The 16893-nt window shown below is 39.2% G+C and carries 14 protein-coding genes; 6 read left to right on the plus strand and 8 right to left on the minus strand.

Annotation, left to right across the window (positions count from 1 at the left end):
• Positions 1–6: 6 nt before the first annotated feature.
• A complete protein-coding gene (ribF, locus tag P3J6_RS03805) occupies positions 7–933 on the minus strand; it encodes a bifunctional riboflavin kinase/FAD synthetase (protein WP_075170608.1) in 927 nt (308 codons plus the stop codon).
• Between the two features lie 74 nt (positions 934–1007).
• Entirely contained in the window at positions 1008–2546 is a 1539-nt protein-coding gene (gene murJ, locus P3J6_RS03810; RefSeq protein ID WP_442960228.1) for a murein biosynthesis integral membrane protein MurJ, read from the minus strand.
• A 295-nt stretch (positions 2547–2841) separates the two neighbouring features.
• Here murJ and rpsT point away from each other — a divergent pair, with 295 nt between their 5' ends.
• Complete coding sequence (rpsT, locus tag P3J6_RS03815; RefSeq protein WP_008114420.1) at positions 2842–3102, plus strand: 30S ribosomal protein S20; 261 nt, start codon at positions 2842–2844, stop codon at positions 3100–3102.
• A 67-nt stretch (positions 3103–3169) separates the two neighbouring features.
• On the opposite strand, the gene P3J6_RS03820 is transcribed toward rpsT, so the two are convergent.
• Entirely contained in the window at positions 3170–3553 is a 384-nt protein-coding gene (locus P3J6_RS03820; RefSeq protein WP_138607618.1) for a response regulator, read from the minus strand.
• A gap of 634 nt (positions 3554–4187) precedes the next feature.
• On the opposite strand from P3J6_RS03820, the gene P3J6_RS03825 reads away from it, so the two are divergent.
• Positions 4188–4433: a hypothetical protein gene (locus P3J6_RS03825; protein ID WP_008114416.1), complete on the plus strand. Its 246-nt coding sequence runs from the start codon at positions 4188–4190 to the stop codon at positions 4431–4433.
• A gap of 131 nt (positions 4434–4564) precedes the next feature.
• On the plus strand, positions 4565–5146 hold the full coding sequence (gene smrA / locus P3J6_RS03830) for a DNA endonuclease SmrA (protein WP_178955521.1): 582 nt from the start codon (positions 4565–4567) through the stop codon (positions 5144–5146).
• Between the two features lie 259 nt (positions 5147–5405).
• Here the strand turns inward: smrA and P3J6_RS03835 are convergent, their stop codons facing one another.
• A complete protein-coding gene (locus tag P3J6_RS03835; protein WP_198522265.1) occupies positions 5406–6326 on the minus strand; it encodes a 2-hydroxyacid dehydrogenase in 921 nt (306 codons plus the stop codon).
• 161 nt (positions 6327–6487) lie between these two features.
• On the opposite strand from P3J6_RS03835, the gene P3J6_RS03840 reads away from it, so the two are divergent.
• Entirely contained in the window at positions 6488–8218 is a 1731-nt protein-coding gene (locus P3J6_RS03840) for a GNAT family N-acyltransferase (RefSeq protein ID WP_178955517.1), read from the plus strand.
• Positions 8219–8285: 67 nt separating this feature from the next.
• Here P3J6_RS03840 and dapE read toward each other — a convergent pair whose 3' ends face one another.
• Both dapE and P3J6_RS03850 read right to left on the minus strand, forming a co-directional pair.
• Complete coding sequence (gene dapE, locus P3J6_RS03845; RefSeq protein ID WP_178955515.1) at positions 8286–9476, minus strand: succinyl-diaminopimelate desuccinylase; 1191 nt, start codon at positions 9474–9476, stop codon at positions 8286–8288.
• 71 nt (positions 9477–9547) lie between these two features.
• The gene (locus P3J6_RS03850) at positions 9548–10966 is read right to left on the minus strand and encodes an MATE family efflux transporter (RefSeq protein ID WP_198522266.1); all 1419 of its coding nucleotides are present in this window, start codon (positions 10964–10966) and stop codon (positions 9548–9550) included.
• Between the two features lie 273 nt (positions 10967–11239).
• On the opposite strand from P3J6_RS03850, the gene P3J6_RS03855 reads away from it, so the two are divergent.
• Positions 11240–11893 (plus strand): OmpW/AlkL family protein, encoded by a 654-nt coding sequence (locus P3J6_RS03855; protein ID WP_010391257.1) that lies wholly within the window; start codon positions 11240–11242, stop codon positions 11891–11893.
• 52 nt (positions 11894–11945) lie between these two features.
• Here P3J6_RS03855 and P3J6_RS03860 read toward each other — a convergent pair whose 3' ends face one another.
• Both P3J6_RS03860 and tyrR read right to left on the minus strand, forming a co-directional pair.
• On the minus strand, positions 11946–12482 hold the full coding sequence (locus P3J6_RS03860) for a thioesterase family protein (protein ID WP_008109547.1): 537 nt from the start codon (positions 12480–12482) through the stop codon (positions 11946–11948).
• A 112-nt stretch (positions 12483–12594) separates the two neighbouring features.
• Positions 12595–14151, minus strand: coding sequence for a transcriptional regulator TyrR (gene tyrR, locus P3J6_RS03865; RefSeq protein WP_008109548.1), 1557 nt, complete (start codon positions 14149–14151; stop codon positions 12595–12597).
• A gap of 743 nt (positions 14152–14894) precedes the next feature.
• On the opposite strand from tyrR, the gene P3J6_RS03870 reads away from it, so the two are divergent.
• Entirely contained in the window at positions 14895–16394 is a 1500-nt protein-coding gene (locus P3J6_RS03870) for a peptide MFS transporter (protein WP_198522267.1), read from the plus strand.
• The last annotated feature ends 499 nt before the right edge of the window (positions 16395–16893 follow it).

A 16893-nucleotide genomic window follows, 5' to 3' on the forward strand; every position in this document is an offset into this window, starting at 1 on the left:
GGCTACCTAATTTAAACCAAAACACTGCTTAGCGGCGGCAACATCGGTTGCTATTTGTGCCGTCAGTTGTGTTAATGTCTCGAATTTTTTCTCATTGCGGAGCTTTTCAATTAACTCCACATGCATAAATTGTCCATAAATATCTTGTGCAAAATCAAAAAGATGAACTTCCAATAAGGCACGAGTTCCATTAAACGTGGGTTTGTTTCCAATGTTAGCCACCCCAAAAACTTGCTTTCCTGCGATCATCACTTGAACCGCAAATACACCATTGACCGGACAAACTTGACGTTTTAGCGCAATATTTGCCGTTCTAAAACCCAGTTCGCGGCCTTTTTTCCAGCCATGAATAACACGTCCAGATATTGCATAATTATGCCCAAGCATAACTTTTGCACTAACTAAGTCACCTTCAGCAAGTGCTTCTCGTATCAAGGTACTGCTTACTCTAGCATTTAATTGCCTAAAGCTGGCAGTGCTTTTAACACTCATTCCCACTTGGGTGCCCATAGTTGCCAATAGACTAAAGTTACCTTGGCGCTGTTTACCAAACCTAAAATCATCACCAACCGTTAATGCTTTAACGCCCAGCTTTTTAATTAAAATATCGCTAACAAACTGCTCAGCATGCATGTTTGCAAAAGCCTGATTAAAGCTAATACAAATAACGCGTTCAATTCCTAAGTTACTCAATAGACGAAGTTTATCACGCAGTCGAGTCAGCCTAGCCGGAGCGTTATTTTTTGCAAAAAACTCCTGTGGCTGAGGCTCAAATAACATTACGGTGCTGGGTAAATTATTTTCTTTTGCATCAGCTAAAAGCCCTTTTAATACGGCAGCATGACCCAAATGAACACCATCAAAATTACCAATGGTCAGCACACAACCAAAGTGTTGTGGGCGTATATTGTGTATACCTCTAATTAACTCCATGCCACCTAATGCCTTTTTCAGCGAGCGATAAAATGCGACCTCGGGCCGCAGAGTGTCCGATTATAATCTTTTTTTTAATTTGATTCAGTAATTGCTACACTTTTTATCGTATTTAGTCTAACACCCATCAAAAACAACATAAAAAAGTAACTAACAATCGCAATAATTAATAACACAACCAATAACATAACTTGTTCGCTAAAGTGCCAACTAACCCAGTCATATTGCCTACTGGTAAACCAAACCAATGCGCCCATTGTTATACTTGCCAACAAACACTTCAAAGTGAAGTAGCCACTCATGCTGGAAAACTGATAAACATTCTCTTTTTTAAGCTGTCGATACAGTAAGTAGGCATTACAACTTGCCGATATTGAGGTTGCCAGAGCCAAACCTAAATAGCCAATAAATGGTGCCAGCATAATATTAAACACCATATTTAGTACCAAAGTAATAATACCAATGCGTACCGGTGTTTTAGTATCTTGGCGAGAATAAAACCCAGGCGCGAGCACTTTAATTAACATAAAACTGACTAATCCCACTGAGTAGGCAACCACCCCTAAGCTCACCGCCTTAACATGATCGATGCCCGCTTCTTTGAAAGCGCCATGATCAAACAGCACGGTAATAATAAGCGGGCTTATAATCATCAATCCTATCATTGCTGGAAGCCCTAAAAAAATCACAAACCTCACTCCCCAATCTAGGGTATGTTGAAAGTCGCTACTTTTTTTACTGCTGTGTAATTTTGACAGCGCAGGCAAAATTACCGTCGCAATACCAATGCCAAATAAACCAAGTGGGAATTCAATCAGTCTATCTGAGTAATACAGCCAAGCGATAGAACCTGTCATCAATAATGAAGCTATTACCGTATCGAGTAATAAGTTAATTTGACTAATTGATACACCAAATAAGGCTGGGAGCATTAACTTGCGTACTTTTTTCACATTTTCATCTTGCCAACCCCAGCGCGGGCGCGCTAGCATTTTTGCTTTATACAAAAACGGCAGTTGAAATAATAGCTGTACCACGCCTCCTAAAAACACGCCAACAGCTAACGCATAAGCGCCTACAGAAAATTGGTCGTGTAATAAAATGGCACAACTAATGATGGATACATTGAGTAACACAGGGGTAAAAGCCGCAACGGCAAAACGATTATAAACGTTCATCACCGCGCCACTGAGCGCCACAAGGCTTACAAAAAACAAATAAGGAAAAGTCAGTTTTAATAGCGAACTAGCAAGCTCAAACTTTTCTGCGTCAGGCCCCCCTTGCCACCAATCAATAAACCAACCAGTACCAAATAATGCAGCAATAACAGGTGATGCTATTACACCAAAAAGTGTCACTATCAGTAAAATAGTGCCTAACGTGCCGGCGGCTTGGGCAACAAATATTCTGACCTTCTCATCGCCTTGCTGCTGTTTAATTTCACTTAATACCGGTACAAATGCTTGCGCAAAAGCCCCTTCGGCAAATAAACGGCGTAAAAAATTAGGAATACGGTTAGCAAATAAAAATACATCGGCCGCAGCGCCTGCGCCCAACAGATTAGCCACGACGGCATCTCGTACTAGCCCTAAAATACGCGAGATCATTGTCATTGCACTTACAATCATCCCAGAACGAAACAAACCTTTTGACACTATAAATCCATATTAAAAACCAGCAATTAAGTTAATTATGCCATAGTCTTTTTTATAAATCGCTTTAAAGCACTAGGCTGGAACCCCTTGCTTTGTTACAATAGCGCTATTAACTGCTAAAGCGGCAAATTGATGTTCGTTATAAGGAGCAGTTTTTCTTGAATTGTTAAAATTAAATTGACATTCATGATAAAAACAGGCATATTCCACGGCCTTTAATTTAAGCTTTATTTAAGATTGTTAGGAGCAAACCTTGGCTAACATCAAGTCTGCAAAAAAACGCGCTATCACAAGCGAAAAAAACCGTCAGCACAACGCAAGCCGTCGTTCAATGATGCGTACTTACTTCAAAAAAGTAATCGTAGCTATTGAAGCTGGCGATAAAGAAGCTGCACAGCAAGCTTTTTCTGTTGCTACACCTATCCTAGACCGTTACGCAACTAAGGGTCTAATCCACAAAAACAAAGCTGCTCGTCATAAGAGCCGTTTAGCTGCTAAAATTAAAGCGCTATAATTTGTTTTTGCAAGATTAAAAAAACCGGCTTTTGCCGGTTTTTTTTTGCCCAAAATAAATACGCCTCTTAAACGTTATCAAGCTCTGGATAAAACTTTTTCAACATCGCCGCAATTTTCTTTGGTGAAAATGGTTTAACCACAAACCCTTTTGCCCCTCTTTCTATCGCATCCTTCACATTTTCAACGCCTGAATGAGCCGACACCATCACCACGTTTGTCTCTGGTGATAACTCATTAATTTGCGCAATCAGTTCTTTACCATCGCCATCAGGTAGTTCTATATCTAAAAATATAATATTAAAATTGGCTGCGCGACACTCGCTAATACACTGCGCGGCCGTTGACGCTTCTTTTACATTCTCTATCCCTAAATGCATTAATGTTTGACTTAGAAAGCTACGCACAGTGCTAACATCGTCAACTATTAAAATAGATAGCTGCGTATTCATATACAATCCTTATAGGCTAAAGCCATGTCTGCGAAGTTGGTGATTTGCTTAAAATACAAATATTTACTTTATTATAGAGGGCTAAGCTAAAAAGGCCAGATTTGCTTTATGTCGAAAACCACAAAAAAAAGTCGCCGCAAAAAAAATAAAGCCGCTACTGTTAAACAAAGATCCAGTAATAAGCTTGCAAACACTGGCTCACAATTAAAACTACACTCAAGTAGCGCAAAGTGTGGCATCAAGTTGACCCTGCTTTTTATTTTCGCGATATTATTATTTATACTTGTTTTAATACCAAAGCCGAGTTTACTTACTTATAAAAAATCATCTATGGTAAGCCAAAGTGTGTATTGGCCAGGGTTGTTTTCAAGCGAACCAAAACTACTGGACTCAACCCTACACCCGCGACTGGATAAGGAGCATAGAACCCTTTACCTATGTATTGATTTACAGCAACCGCAGAGCTGCCAAAAATATCGAATTATTGCTGAGGAAGGAATATTTTCAGTATTGCTTACTTACTTTTAACATTAAAAAAACTAATCTGAAAATTTAAAATTACTTGGTTGAAAGCTGTGCAAAAGATCAACATAATGGCGCTCCTTTTTTCAACAACTGAACTATTGAAACGACCATGCTAAACGAGCTAGATTGGCTTTTAAATACATTACTACTTGCACTAGGTTTAGGTGCATTCTTTATTAACCAACTGACACTGCTTCGCGTTGCAGCGATTAGTGCTTGTGGTTTGTTATTCTTATCATTTAGCTTAGATCTTATGTCGTCGAGTATTATTTCAAATATGAGTTTAGTTTTGATCAACACATTTTATTTGTTTAAAGTTTATACTTTTGGACAATTTACTGTATCTCAGCACTAATTACTTCCCCTTAGAATATTTTATAGCCCAGTTTTTCTGGGCTTTTTTTATTCTACAGCTTTAAAAATCTTGGGTCTTAGTTTGAACTAAGTTAAAATTTATCCCGTATTAGCCTAATTTGAGATAAGCCCATGCCGTTGTCAGATTTCGATTTATTCTTATCCTCCATGGAAGATGTTACCCCTATCAGTCACGATACAGTGACATTGCCACCTAAAAACCATAAAACAGTTATCGCTCAGCAAGAAAAAAACAAAGCGGCACAATTAAATTTAAGCAGTGAACAATTTAATTCGTTAGATGAACCACTAGAATTGCTCGACCCACTCGCCATATTAAGTTTTAAACGGGATGGCGTGCAAAGCCCGGTTTTTAAAAACGTAAGATTAGCTAAATATCAGCTCGATGCGACATTAGATTTACACGGGCAACTTTTGAAAAATGCCCATGCTTCGTTGCTTGCCTTTATTAAAGATTGCCACCAGCGCAATATAAGGATGGTTCTTGTTCGTCATGGAATAGGTATTAAAAATAAAGCCAAACCGGGGATTTTAAAAAGTTACGTAAATCAGTGGCTGCAAACAATTCCTTGTGTTTTAGCATTTCACACTGCACTCAGGCAGCATGGAGGAAGTGGGGCAACATATGTCTTACTAAAGAAGAGTGATGATAAGAAGCATCAAAACAGAGAAATTCACAGCAAGCGCAGTTAAATCTTGCTGTGCTAATAAGGGTTAGTTAAGCATCAACGCTGCTGCATTAGCTTGATTAAACCACGCAGATATTCCTAAAATAATGATAGATACAACCACAATGCTAATTTTTGCGCCCCCTTGATTGGGTTTCATAATTCATCCTATTTATTATTTTTGTTAGAACTGCTTTTAACAATAGTAAAAATTACAAATGTTAACAAGCTGTTTCTGTTAAATATTAAACAAATTTTAATCCTTGAAGGCCAATAACTGCAAATTAATAACCTTGCTGCTTATTAATACAATTTATTAATGGTTGTCTCGCTTTTAAACGCAAAATATTATCTGCTATTTGTTCAACAACACTATCTAGATCTGACAGCGCAGCACAATGCGGCGTTAAAGTAATATTTGGGTGCTGCCAATAAGGGTGTTCGCTTGGTAGTGGCTCACTGGCAAATACATCAAGCGTTGCTGCTCGTAAACGTGCGTTGTTGAGCGCATCGAGCAAATCAGCTTCAACAACATGCTCACCTCGGGCCACATTAATTAACACGGCGTGCTCAGGAAGTTGCTTAAGCAACTGTTGATTAATAATACCTTTGGTATTGCTAGTAAGTGGCAATAGGCAGATTAAATAATCTGTGTGCGCTAACATCTCGGTTAAGCCCTCATCCCCATGATAAAGTGTTGCTAATGTTGATGTTTTAGGGCTTCTGTTCCAAGCATTGACTTTAAAACCATTATTAGCCAACCTGTAGGCACAGGCTTGGCCTAATTCACCAAACCCTAAAATACTGACTCGATCGTGCCTATACGCTCTTTTGGGTTTCCATTCACTTTGCTGTTGTTTTAAAAAATATTCTTTTAATCGCAATTTTTGCGCTAATACATGGGTAAGAACATATTCAGCCATGTCGTTAGCCAACTGTTTATCGACAATCCGCACCACTTCAACATGCGCAGGTAGTAAACTTAAATCGATACTATCAACCCCAGCACCAAACGATGACACCGCTTTCAAATTTAATAACTTTGGCCATAAAGACGCGGGCGCATTCCAAGCCAGTACAAATTCCACACCTGCAAAATCTTGGCAGTCATCAAGCTGCTCAATTTGAATGTTGGGTAATTGTGATTGCATTTTTGCAATTAATTTTGTGTTATCTCGACCGGTAATCGCGACTAAAACTGACATGATGATTCCTTAAAAAGTAACCCTAAATAGTAGTACTGGTACGGTTCAATTCAATAGTAAGTAAACGGTTTTAAAAAGTCACACAACTGACCGCGTATTGTCATATCCGCACTCTAAGCTAAACATATTGGCCTTAGCCTAGTATAAAAAAAGAGGTGCGTATGATCAGTGTAGATAAAGTAATAGCAACCAATTTACCACAGTTAACTAACTCATTTAAAATAAAAAAAATGGTAAAGAAAAGTCTTAGCTACTTATTACATGAACAAGAATTTACAAACTTTGCAACTGCCTATCCCCACCTTCAAGGAATAGAATTTGTAGAGCAAGTGCTTGATGAACTTGACTTTGAAACTCGCTACAAAGCTAAGCAAATAGAAAACATTCCCAGTGAAGGGAAAATTGTCATTATTGCAAACCACCCTATCGGATCCTTAGATGCACTTGCATTAATTAATGTGTTATCAACAGTGCGTTCCGATTTAAAAGTGGTGGCTAACCGTATGTTAATGACCGTTGACGCCATGCATTCGTTATTACTACCCGTTGATAACCTATCAGGGCAAAGTAAAAAACAAGAGCTGAGTAATATCCACCAGCACTTAAAAAATGAAGGAGCGTTACTTATTTTCCCTGCCGGTGAAGTTTCTCGACTTCGTCCTACGGGTATAAAAGACTGCAAATGGAACAGTGGCTTTTTACGCATTGCAAAAAAGGCTAACAGCCCTATTTTGCCTATTTATATTAAAGCCAGAAATAGCCCGCTGTTTTACGGCGCATCAATGCTTTATAAACCACTGGCTAGCTTGTTACTGGTAAAAGAAATGTTTAAGCAACGTCAAAAATCACTCGAGTTTGAAATTGGCGCTTCTATTGCCCCTGAGTCTTATTTAATCCCAGACTTAAAAGACAAAGAAGTGGTTGAGCTAATCCGTAAGCAACTATACCGTTTAACCACAAAAAAAACGCTACCATTAAAAACTCATGCTCCGATCGCCTCTCCTGAATGTAAAAAAGAATTAAAAAAAGCCATAGAATGCTGCGAACATTTAGGTAAAACCAGTGATGGCATGGTGATTTATTTGTACCAATACCAAGGAAGCTCTCCCTTATTTCGTGAACTGGGCCGCTTACGAGAAATCGCTTTTCGGGCTGTAGGTGAAGGTAGTGGAAACCGCCGAGACATAGATAAATACGATATGCACTATCAGCACTTAGTATTGTGGGATGAACATGCACTAGAGTTGGTGGGTGCTTACCGATTAGCTTGTGCACAGGATGTGATTGAACAACACTCACAAAGTGGGCTTTATACCGATAGCCTATTTAATTATACCCAAGATATGAATCCTTATTTTAAACAAGGCATAGAGCTAGGCCGAAGCTTTGTACAACCTAAATATTGGGGCAGAAAAAGTCTCGACTACTTATGGTATGGTATTGGCGCTTTTATAAATCGCTACCCTCAATACCGTTACTTATTTGGTGCGGTGAGTGTGTCAAACGCACTACCTGAGCAGGCAAAGTCTTTATTAGTGCATTATTATCAGCACTATTATGGCTGTGAAAAATCACTCGCAACGCCTAACAATGCTTTTCGTCACACACCTGATCAGCAAACTCAGTGCACTAACTTGTTCGAGGGTAATAATATAAAAGAAGATTTTGTAGAGCTTAAACACATACTCGCTAACATGGGCACGCATGTACCCACACTATTTAAACAATATACAGAGCTATGCGAACCAAATGGTGTTAAATTTTTAAGCTTTAGTATTGATCCACAATTCAATAATTGTATTGATGGCCTAGTATTGGTTGATCTTGAAAAAGTAAAACCAAGCAAAGCAAAGCGCTACTTGGGTACTGATAAATCAGCATCAGCAAGTTAAAGCGTTAACCCTTAATCGAATAACTATTAAAGCGGCATTAAGCGGCGCTTTAATAGTTATTAATACTTCAAGGCTGAGTAAAAATACCATCGAGTAATTGCGTATAAATCTTCTCTATTTCTAACAAGTCGCAAATCGGTACATGTTCATTAACCTGATGAATACTATGGTTTCGTACCCCACACTCTATGACTTGTGTTTTTTGCTGTGCAAAAAATCGTCCGTCCGACGTCCCACCACTGGTGCTTAATAAAGGATAATTCCCCGTCACTTTAAAAATTGCCTGCTCTAACTGAGCGAGTAAGCAACTCTCAATCTTATGGCTTGTATAATAGGGTTCACATGGACGCTCCCACTGTATAACCAAATGCTCGCTGAAATCCTTCAGTGCAGCAAACACACGTTGCTTAACATGTTTACTTTTATACCCATGGCTATAGCGAATATTAAAAGTAATATCACACTGAGCTGGCACGAGGTTATCTAGCACATTATCAATATTAATACCGGTGACTTGCAGCGTTGTTTTTGAACTAAGTTCATCTAAAGGCCAGTCTATTTGTGTGAGCCTGTTAACCACTTCAGCACTGATGTGCGCAGCATTAATGGTATTCTCAGGATAGGCTACATGCCCAGCCTTTCCTTGAATAGCTAATCGCGCAGATAAGGCTCCACGTCGACCATTTTTTATAGTGTCACCTACCTGCAGGTGGCTGGTTGGCTCACCAACAATACAGCCATCAAGCACAACGCCCTGTTGTGCTAATCGCTTGGCAATCAACACAGAGCCATGCTCCGCCTCACCTTCTTCATCTGAGGTGATCAGCCAAAATAATGTTCCCTGCTTTTGCTGCGCGCTGTTTATTAACGTCTGCGTTGCACTAAGCATCGCGGCAATGCCTCCTTTCATATCGGCGGCACCACGCCCATAAATTGCATCGTTAATTATGTGTCCACCAAACGGATCGGCTAACCACCCACCTTGCGTTGCGGGTACCACATCAATATGGCCAGAAAATGCCACCACGGGGCCTGCCCCAAAGGTTATTTTTGCAATTAAGTTTGTCACATTATTAGAACTAAATTGCTCTGTACTAAAGCCTAACTCAGTAAGGTGGTTCGCAAGCCACTCAATGCCACCAGCTGGATTAGGAGTAATCGATTTAAATCGGATCAGAGTTTGTAAGTGACTCACTGTTTTTAACTGTGCAATAGTTAAGTACGGCGCTTGTGCTTTTGTATTGATAGCTTTTGTCATAATAAACACACCTCGTTTTAGCAGTGTATTTATTACAACGACTTTTTATGACCGCATTATGAATTTACTAGCTAACGTGCGCCCTCTTCTATTAATGTTTCTCGTGTAACCTGTACTATGTGCTTATCTTCTTTAGTTAACTTGGTTTTTTTCCAAGAGCCACGCATAAACCATGCAAATGCTATCAATGCGATGGTTATGTTAGTAATTGCAAAAGAATACCAAATGCCTTGATCGCCAAGCTCAGTATGATTAGAAAGAATATAAGCGGCAGGGAACTGCACTACACATTGTGATAATAACGCGATAACCATTGCATTGAGCATATTACCTGAGGCACGAAAAGCAGCAACAATACAAAGTTGCACCCCTACTCCACCCCAACTTAAGCACATTACTTGAATAAACTGCGCCCCATTAGTAATAACGTCATTATCGTCAGGAATAAAAAATGCAACTAATGAATCTGCGTATAAATATGCAATGGCGCCAACACATGAGAGCCCTAACAAGCCCCACACACTAGCAAGTTTAGTGATCTGCTCAGCCCGCTTGATATTACCAGCCCCCATATTTTGCCCAACCAAGGTTGATACCGCCATTGATAAGCCCATAGCGGGGATCATTACCATTTGCAAAATATTAGAGCCAACACCATAAGCAGCAATTGTCGTTGTACCAAAGCTGGCAACTAGAAATGACATGATGATCAAACCAAATGCACGTGTCGATAATTCAATAGAGCCAGGCGCTCCCAAGAAAAAAGCGCGCTTAATATAGTGCCAGTCGGGGTAAAAGCTTTTTAGCTGTAATTGAATACCATGGCGACCACGTAAAAATATAATGATGCCCGCAAGCGCCGCTAAGCTCTGTGTAACCAATGTTGCTAGCGCAGCGCCCATCACACCAAGCCCCTCAAAACGACCATAGCCAAATATGAATAACGGATCGAGTATAAAATTAAGTAACACGGTTGTGCTGACTATAATTAACGGCACCTTCGTTTGCCCTATACCCCGCATTAGCGATTGAAACATGGCATAAATAAACACAAAAATAACGCCAATAAAAGATACATGCATAAACTTAAGCGCATCACTATATACGGCCGCTTCAACCCCCAGTAAGGTTAAAAAATAAGGTGATAATGCATAGCCTAGTAACCCAAGTAATAGTGCAACTAATGTCACCATTAACACCGTTTGCGCGGCAACATGGTTAACCTTATCTTGTTGTCCTGCCCCCATGTATTGGGCTGATAAAATCGCCCCAGCCATAGCAAATCCTGAACCTATCGCAATAACTAAAAATGTGACAGGCATACTAATAGATACAGCAGCCACTTGCGCAGCCCCTAACCGGCCAACCCAAAAAGCATCTGTAAGCTGATAAGCAGACTGCAAAATATTAATGAGGATAATAGGAATGCCTAATTTCAATAGCGCTTTGGCAATAGAGCCTTGAAGAAATAGTTGACCAGAGGGAGTCATGAGGCCGCTTACTTTTATTAAACCGTGAACATAGCCTTAGTTTAACAAAACTAGCTGATTATATTCTGAATACTTCGTTTACGGCCGGTATTGAAGTGATCAGTCAATAATTTTTGAGCACTAAGTAAGTAAAAGTTTAATCTAAATCAATAAATAGAGGCTCTTTACTTATACGCTTTTGAAACTTTGATCTAGAACAGGTTTTTATTTTTAACCTCGAGCGATAATAGCCTCAATCAACAAATAGTCACACAGTAGTTCACGGAGAACAACATGAAAACTAAACTAAGCATTGCAATACTTACTTCTTTACTAGCTCTTTCTCCTGCAGCACACGCTAACTTTAGCGTTAATGTTGGCGCAATTAATGTTAACCCTGATAACGATGGCTCAAAGATTAACGAAGCACCTACTCTTGGTTTAAAAGGTGATTCAAATACTCAGTTAGGTATTACTGTAGATTATGCATTTAACGACCAATGGGTGTTAGAGCTTATTGCAGCAACGCCATTCTCTCATGATGTAGAAGGTACAGGCGGTTTGGCTGGTAATAAAATTGCCGACATTAAACATTTACCACCATCACTGGTTGCACAATACCACTTTTTAGACAGCAGCTACGCACTTCGTCCATTTGTTGGTGTAGGTATTAACTATACGACGTTCTTTGACGAGCAGCCTTCTGCAGCACTTAAAGCAACTTTAAATACTGACGACGTGGAAGTAAAACTAGATGATTCATTTGGTTTTGTTGCTCAAGTAGGTGCTAACTACAAGATTGATGAGAAATGGGGCCTACACGCTATGGTATCTATCATGGATATTGATACTGATGCGACTGTATATGCTAATGGCGCAAAAGCATTAACTTCAACCGTGTCACTTGACCCTGTTGTAGCTATGTTTGGTCTTAAATACTCGTTTTAATAACGATTATGTGTGTGTTAAAAAGGCCGTAAGGCCTTTTTTTTGCGTGTAATTAACGAGGTAAGTTATTTACTTTTTTTTGCTCAAGCATTTCTTTCCAATGAATTATTTCTGCCGGTAAAATAGGTGCTACGCCTTCAAAACCAGCAACCTCCAGCATATGCTCAACGCTTACCACCCCTTTTTTACTTTTAAATACGCCACGTACATAGGCAATTGCATGTAAGCCACGCTCTGAATGAAATTTTTGTTCAATATAAAAGTATTTATGATCCCAGCCGACTAAACGGGTACTAATGGTAAAGCGCTGCATAGGCTTAATATCACGGATATAAGTAATGGCGGTTGCATTAACAATAGGAAACCAACGACGCTTCATTATTTGCTTTAGTAAACCAACTCGTTCGGTCATCCATGTGCGCGATAAATCCATCATTGCTAAATAGCGTGAATTAGTTAAGTGTAAATTAATATCACAGTCACTTGGTAGTGCTTTGTAGTCTATATCAACCGTGTCTAACAACGATTGATAATCACGATTACGTTTAATTTTGAAAAATAATAGCAGCAGTCTAAAATATAAGTTCACAGTAGAGGTCTTACCAGTTTGTTTTTTGTGAGTGTATCATAGCAATTGATCCCCTAGGGTATTTTTACACCAAGGGGTCAATCACTAAGAAAGGTTGTTTTAATATCTATCTTTAAACTTTAACCGTTTTACGATTAATACCGTAATCACGTAGTTTATTAGCTACTGCTGTATGACTCAGCCCTAGGCGCTTAGCTAACTGACGTGAACTTGGATAAGCTGGATAAAGCTTACGCAATAAGGTAGCTTCAAAACGCTTAACCGCTTGATCAAGCGAGCCCTCAAAATCAGACTCTAAATAGCCTAAATCATGGGTAAAGGTCGGCAGTTGTAAATGCTCAACTCGCAATTCACTGTCTTCTAACAAGGATACCGCACGGTAAATAGCATTTTCTAATTGGCGCACATTACCTGGCCATGGGTAATCTTGTAAAAACGTTAAACATTCTTCAGATAGCTCAGGCACAGTATGGCCATTTTGCTGCGCATATTTTTGAATAAAGTGTTCAGCAAGTGGGCCAACATCGGCTTTACGATCTCTCAGTGGTGCAATTTCTAACGTTAGTACATTAATGCGATAGTATAAGTCTTCTCTAAATACGCCCTCTTGCACCATTGCAGGTAAATCTTTTTGGGTAGCAGCAACTATGCGAACATTTACTTTAACTTCGTTTTCGTCGCCTACTTTTCGAAACGTGCCGTCTTGTAAAAAGCGCAGTAATTTAGTTTGGAGCTGAGTCGACATTTCACCCACTTCATCTAAAAATACTGTTCCACCATCCGCTTGTTCAAGTACACCGCGTTTAGGCGCTGCATTTTCTTCATATCCGGCGTAACCAAAAAGTTCTGACTCGGCAACATCATCTGGTAACGAGGCACACGATAAAGCAATAAACGGTTTTACTGAGCGGTTAGATGCATAGTGACAAGCTCGCGCTAATAACTCTTTACCTGTGCCGGTTTCACCGGTGATAAGAATAGGGGCTTCAAGTTGCGCCATTTTTCGCGCTTCGCGTACAACACGACGCATCGCCGTACTAAAATTGTGAATTGTCGCAAAGCTTTCTTGGCCATAGCGTCTAAACGCACTCACTTGCTGACCTAGGCGGCTTTGCGATTTTATATTAATTACCGCACCCGCTAACACATCCCCCTCACTGCCTTGTGGTACAGCAATAGGTAAAATATCGGCAATAAAGTCTTCACCGGCCACTTCTACACGGGTAGTTTGCCCAAGTACTTCTTTGCCTTCTAACCAACGGGTAAAATTAAAACCTTTAAGTAAATTATTGATATTGGCGCCAATGACTTCTTTTTCTGTTAGCTGTAAGTCTTTACACGCCGCGTCGTTACACAGGCGCACCCAGCCTTTAGCATCAATAGATATAACACCATCTGGCAGTGCTCTTAATAAGGTGTTTAATTCATTGTGCTCACGTTCAGATGGTAAAAACGCGGTGGTACGTACATCATGAACACCATCGATCAATCGAATTGATGGCATAATTTTTTGAAATTGTTCAAATTCAATTTCAGGAAAGCTCACATACATACGACAATTAACTGAGTCGACTTCAATTCCTTTCAAGTCAACATTGTAGCTAACTAAAATATTAAGAATCTCTTGAGCAATACCAACTCGGTCTGCACAGTGAATATCTAAACGCATACACCCTCAGGTAAGGAAAAAACTAATTGGCGTGAATAATACGCTAACTATGATTATCAGCATAGTTTATTGTAAAGAAATTTGGACGAAAAATGTTTTTTTACTCCCTAGAGCGCTTTTTCAAACACTTAAAATATTTATCTTAGCTGTTTACTAAAACTCGGGGTTATTACTTGTAAATATAGCCAAGCTAACTTTGTATAAATTATATTCTGCAATGAGCTAATCATTGCTGTGCAAACGCTAATATTTATTTATGTTTAATCTAAACCGTGATTATTAAAATAAAGTACTAAAGGTTAACTGTTGTTGAATAACTTGGTACCTGTAACCCCTGGTAAATAAAGCGGTTTTATATGTTTTCGATAGAGCTTAAAACCAATTAAAAGCTAGCTTTGCAAAGACAATATTACTTGTGTTGTTAAATATCTTTTTTGATAAGCTTAAGTGTTTATCGCAACAACTAGGGTTTTAGCGCCTAGTATTTAACAATTACATAACGGATGTGTGATAGCGCGCTCAACGCTTCCCCTCGTACAAAGGTCTATGTATACTTAGGCGCAATTGTAACTAGGATAAGGGTGTGACTCTTACCTAAACGTATAGCTGCGTTTAGCAAACCATTACCTTAGCTGCATAAAAAACACTGATGATCGAGCATTTATTATACTTTTAAAAAGTACCAATTTAGCTAAATAAAAAACCACAAGGTCATCAAAACAATAATGAATTAGGAAGTAAATATGAGTTCAAATTCTGACAGTGGCTGGTTTGGTCACCCTAAAGGACTTTCGACCCTATTTTTCACAGAAATGTGGGAGCGAATGAGTTATTACGGTATGCGAGCTATGCTCGTATTATTTATGACAGCAAGTTTACAACAAGAAGGCTTAGGATTTACCGTTGCTTCTGCTGCTGCAATTTATGGCTTATACACAGGTTCAGTGTACTTTTTAGGTTTACCTGGTGGCTGGTTAGCAGATAGATTATTTGGTGGTCAAAAAGCAGTATGGTACGGCGGTATCATCATCATGTGTGGCCACATTATTTTAGCCGTTCCGCATGAATATTCTTTTTTCATTGGTTTAATCTTTGTCGCAACGGGTACTGGTTTACTTAAACCTAATATCAGTGCCATGGTTGGTCAGCTTTATACTGACGAAGATGAACGCCGTGACGGTGGTTACGCTATTTACTACATGGGTATTAACTTAGGTTCTTTAATTGGTTACTACGTTTGTGGTTACTTTATGGAAAACGTAGGCTGGCACTGGGCATTTGGTGCTGCTGCTGTAGGTATGGCTATTGGTTTAGTGCAGTACAAACGTACACTTAATAACTTACCAGAACATAGCTCGTTACCTGCGAATCCATTAAGCCCTAAAGGTGCTTCACGCGCATGGGGCGGTATTGCTGCGTTTGTAATTGTTGTTGCCGGCGTGACTGCTGCTGCGATGACAGGCGCTATAGTTATTAACCCGACTATTGTTGCAGGTTACACAGCAGTTGTATTTACTGTTATCTTTTTCATCTACTTTGGCCTTGTTTATTTTAAAGGCAAACTAACCGACGCTGAAAAGCAAAGAATGTGGGCGCTGTTTTTAGTTTGTGTTGCTTCTGCGTGTTTTTGGTCTGGCTTTGAACAAGCGGGCTCTTCATTAAACCTATTTGCTCGTGACTACACAGACCGTCTTATTGGCACATTTGAAATTCCAACGACTTGGTTCCAATCTCTAAATTCGTTATTCATTATTGCCCTATCACCATTCTTTGCCGCTCTTTGGATTAATTTATCTAAGAAAATGGTATCGCCTACTTATAGCGTAAAATGTGCATTGGGCTTAGTTATTATGGCTTCAGGCTTTTTAGTTATGTTCATGGCAGCCCATTACGCAGCTGAAGGCTTAAAAGTAGCTCCTTACTGGCTGGTTACAACGTATTTCTTACATACAGTGGGTGAACTTTGTTTAAGCCCAGTTGCATTGAGTGCGGTAAGTAAATTATCTCCTCGTCGCTATACGGGTCAAATGATGGGTGTATTTGTACTGACATACTCAATTGGTAACGTAATTTCAGGCTTACTTGCTGGTAACTTTGATCCTAACAATGTTGCAGAAATTCCTAACCTTTACTTACAAATTGCATTATTTAGTATCGGTGTAGGTATCATCTTAGTACTGATGAGCTTCAAAGCTAAGGTATGGGAAAAACAAGGTTTAGAGCAAACCTCACCAGCCCAATAATTTAAATTAATCACAACGCGTAATTATGCGCTTTGACTAATGATATTAAATACCCCCTGCAGCTAACTGCAGGGGGTATTTTTATGGCTAACCTATTTGTTACAGCGTAATACATACTACACAATAAGTGGAGTTAGTGAATCAAACCCTCAGTATCTATCGTTTTGTTAATGTCGTAAGCAGCTAAGCTCAGGTTGAGTGTAAACAATAAAATACAAAAACCACTCTTTTTTTAGTGTATAAGAACTAAGAAAATAGATAAAAAAATAAATGTAAAACAAATTAAATCAGTAACTTAAATTTAAATCCCATACATTATTCGAGCTAACTAATTTTTACTTACCTAGGCTCGTATGTAAATAAATGTCATGCTTTGCTAACCGTCCCGTAAAATTTACACACGCGCTATTTACTAAATCACAACACCCTCTTCCCCAAAGCAGTAATCTAGTTAATCATGCAGGCAATACGATAACTAATAATCGCAGTGCTTAATTGC

Source organism: Pseudoalteromonas sp. 3J6 (assembly GCF_903995135.1).
In the GTDB taxonomy this organism is placed as follows: domain Bacteria; phylum Pseudomonadota; class Gammaproteobacteria; order Enterobacterales; family Alteromonadaceae; genus Pseudoalteromonas.

What these genes read in the sequence shown, in the direction of transcription:
- P3J6_RS03850 (WP_198522266.1), bottom strand. Translation starts at nt 10,966, where the DNA reads ATGACTCCCTCTGGTCAACTATTTCTTCAAGGCTCTATTGCCAAAGCG.
- dapE (WP_178955515.1), bottom strand. Translation starts at nt 9,476, where the DNA reads ATGACAAAAGCTATCAATACAAAAGCACAAGCGCCGTACTTAACTATT.
- ribF (WP_075170608.1), bottom strand. Translation starts at nt 933, where the DNA reads ATGGAGTTAATTAGAGGTATACACAATATACGCCCACAACACTTTGGT.
- P3J6_RS03835 (WP_198522265.1), bottom strand. Translation starts at nt 6,326, where the DNA reads ATGTCAGTTTTAGTCGCGATTACCGGTCGAGATAACACAAAATTAATT.
- P3J6_RS03825 (WP_008114416.1), top strand. Translation starts at nt 4,188, where the DNA reads ATGCTAAACGAGCTAGATTGGCTTTTAAATACATTACTACTTGCACTA.
- P3J6_RS03820 (WP_138607618.1), bottom strand. Translation starts at nt 3,553, where the DNA reads ATGAATACGCAGCTATCTATTTTAATAGTTGACGATGTTAGCACTGTG.
- P3J6_RS03840 (WP_178955517.1), top strand. Translation starts at nt 6,488, where the DNA reads ATGATCAGTGTAGATAAAGTAATAGCAACCAATTTACCACAGTTAACT.
- tyrR (WP_008109548.1), bottom strand. Translation starts at nt 14,151, where the DNA reads ATGCGTTTAGATATTCACTGTGCAGACCGAGTTGGTATTGCTCAAGAG.
- smrA (WP_178955521.1), top strand. Translation starts at nt 4,565, where the DNA reads ATGCCGTTGTCAGATTTCGATTTATTCTTATCCTCCATGGAAGATGTT.
- P3J6_RS03870 (WP_198522267.1), top strand. Translation starts at nt 14,895, where the DNA reads ATGAGTTCAAATTCTGACAGTGGCTGGTTTGGTCACCCTAAAGGACTT.
- P3J6_RS03855 (WP_010391257.1), top strand. Translation starts at nt 11,240, where the DNA reads ATGAAAACTAAACTAAGCATTGCAATACTTACTTCTTTACTAGCTCTT.
- murJ (WP_442960228.1), bottom strand. Translation starts at nt 2,546, where the DNA reads ATGACAATGATCTCGCGTATTTTAGGGCTAGTACGAGATGCCGTCGTG.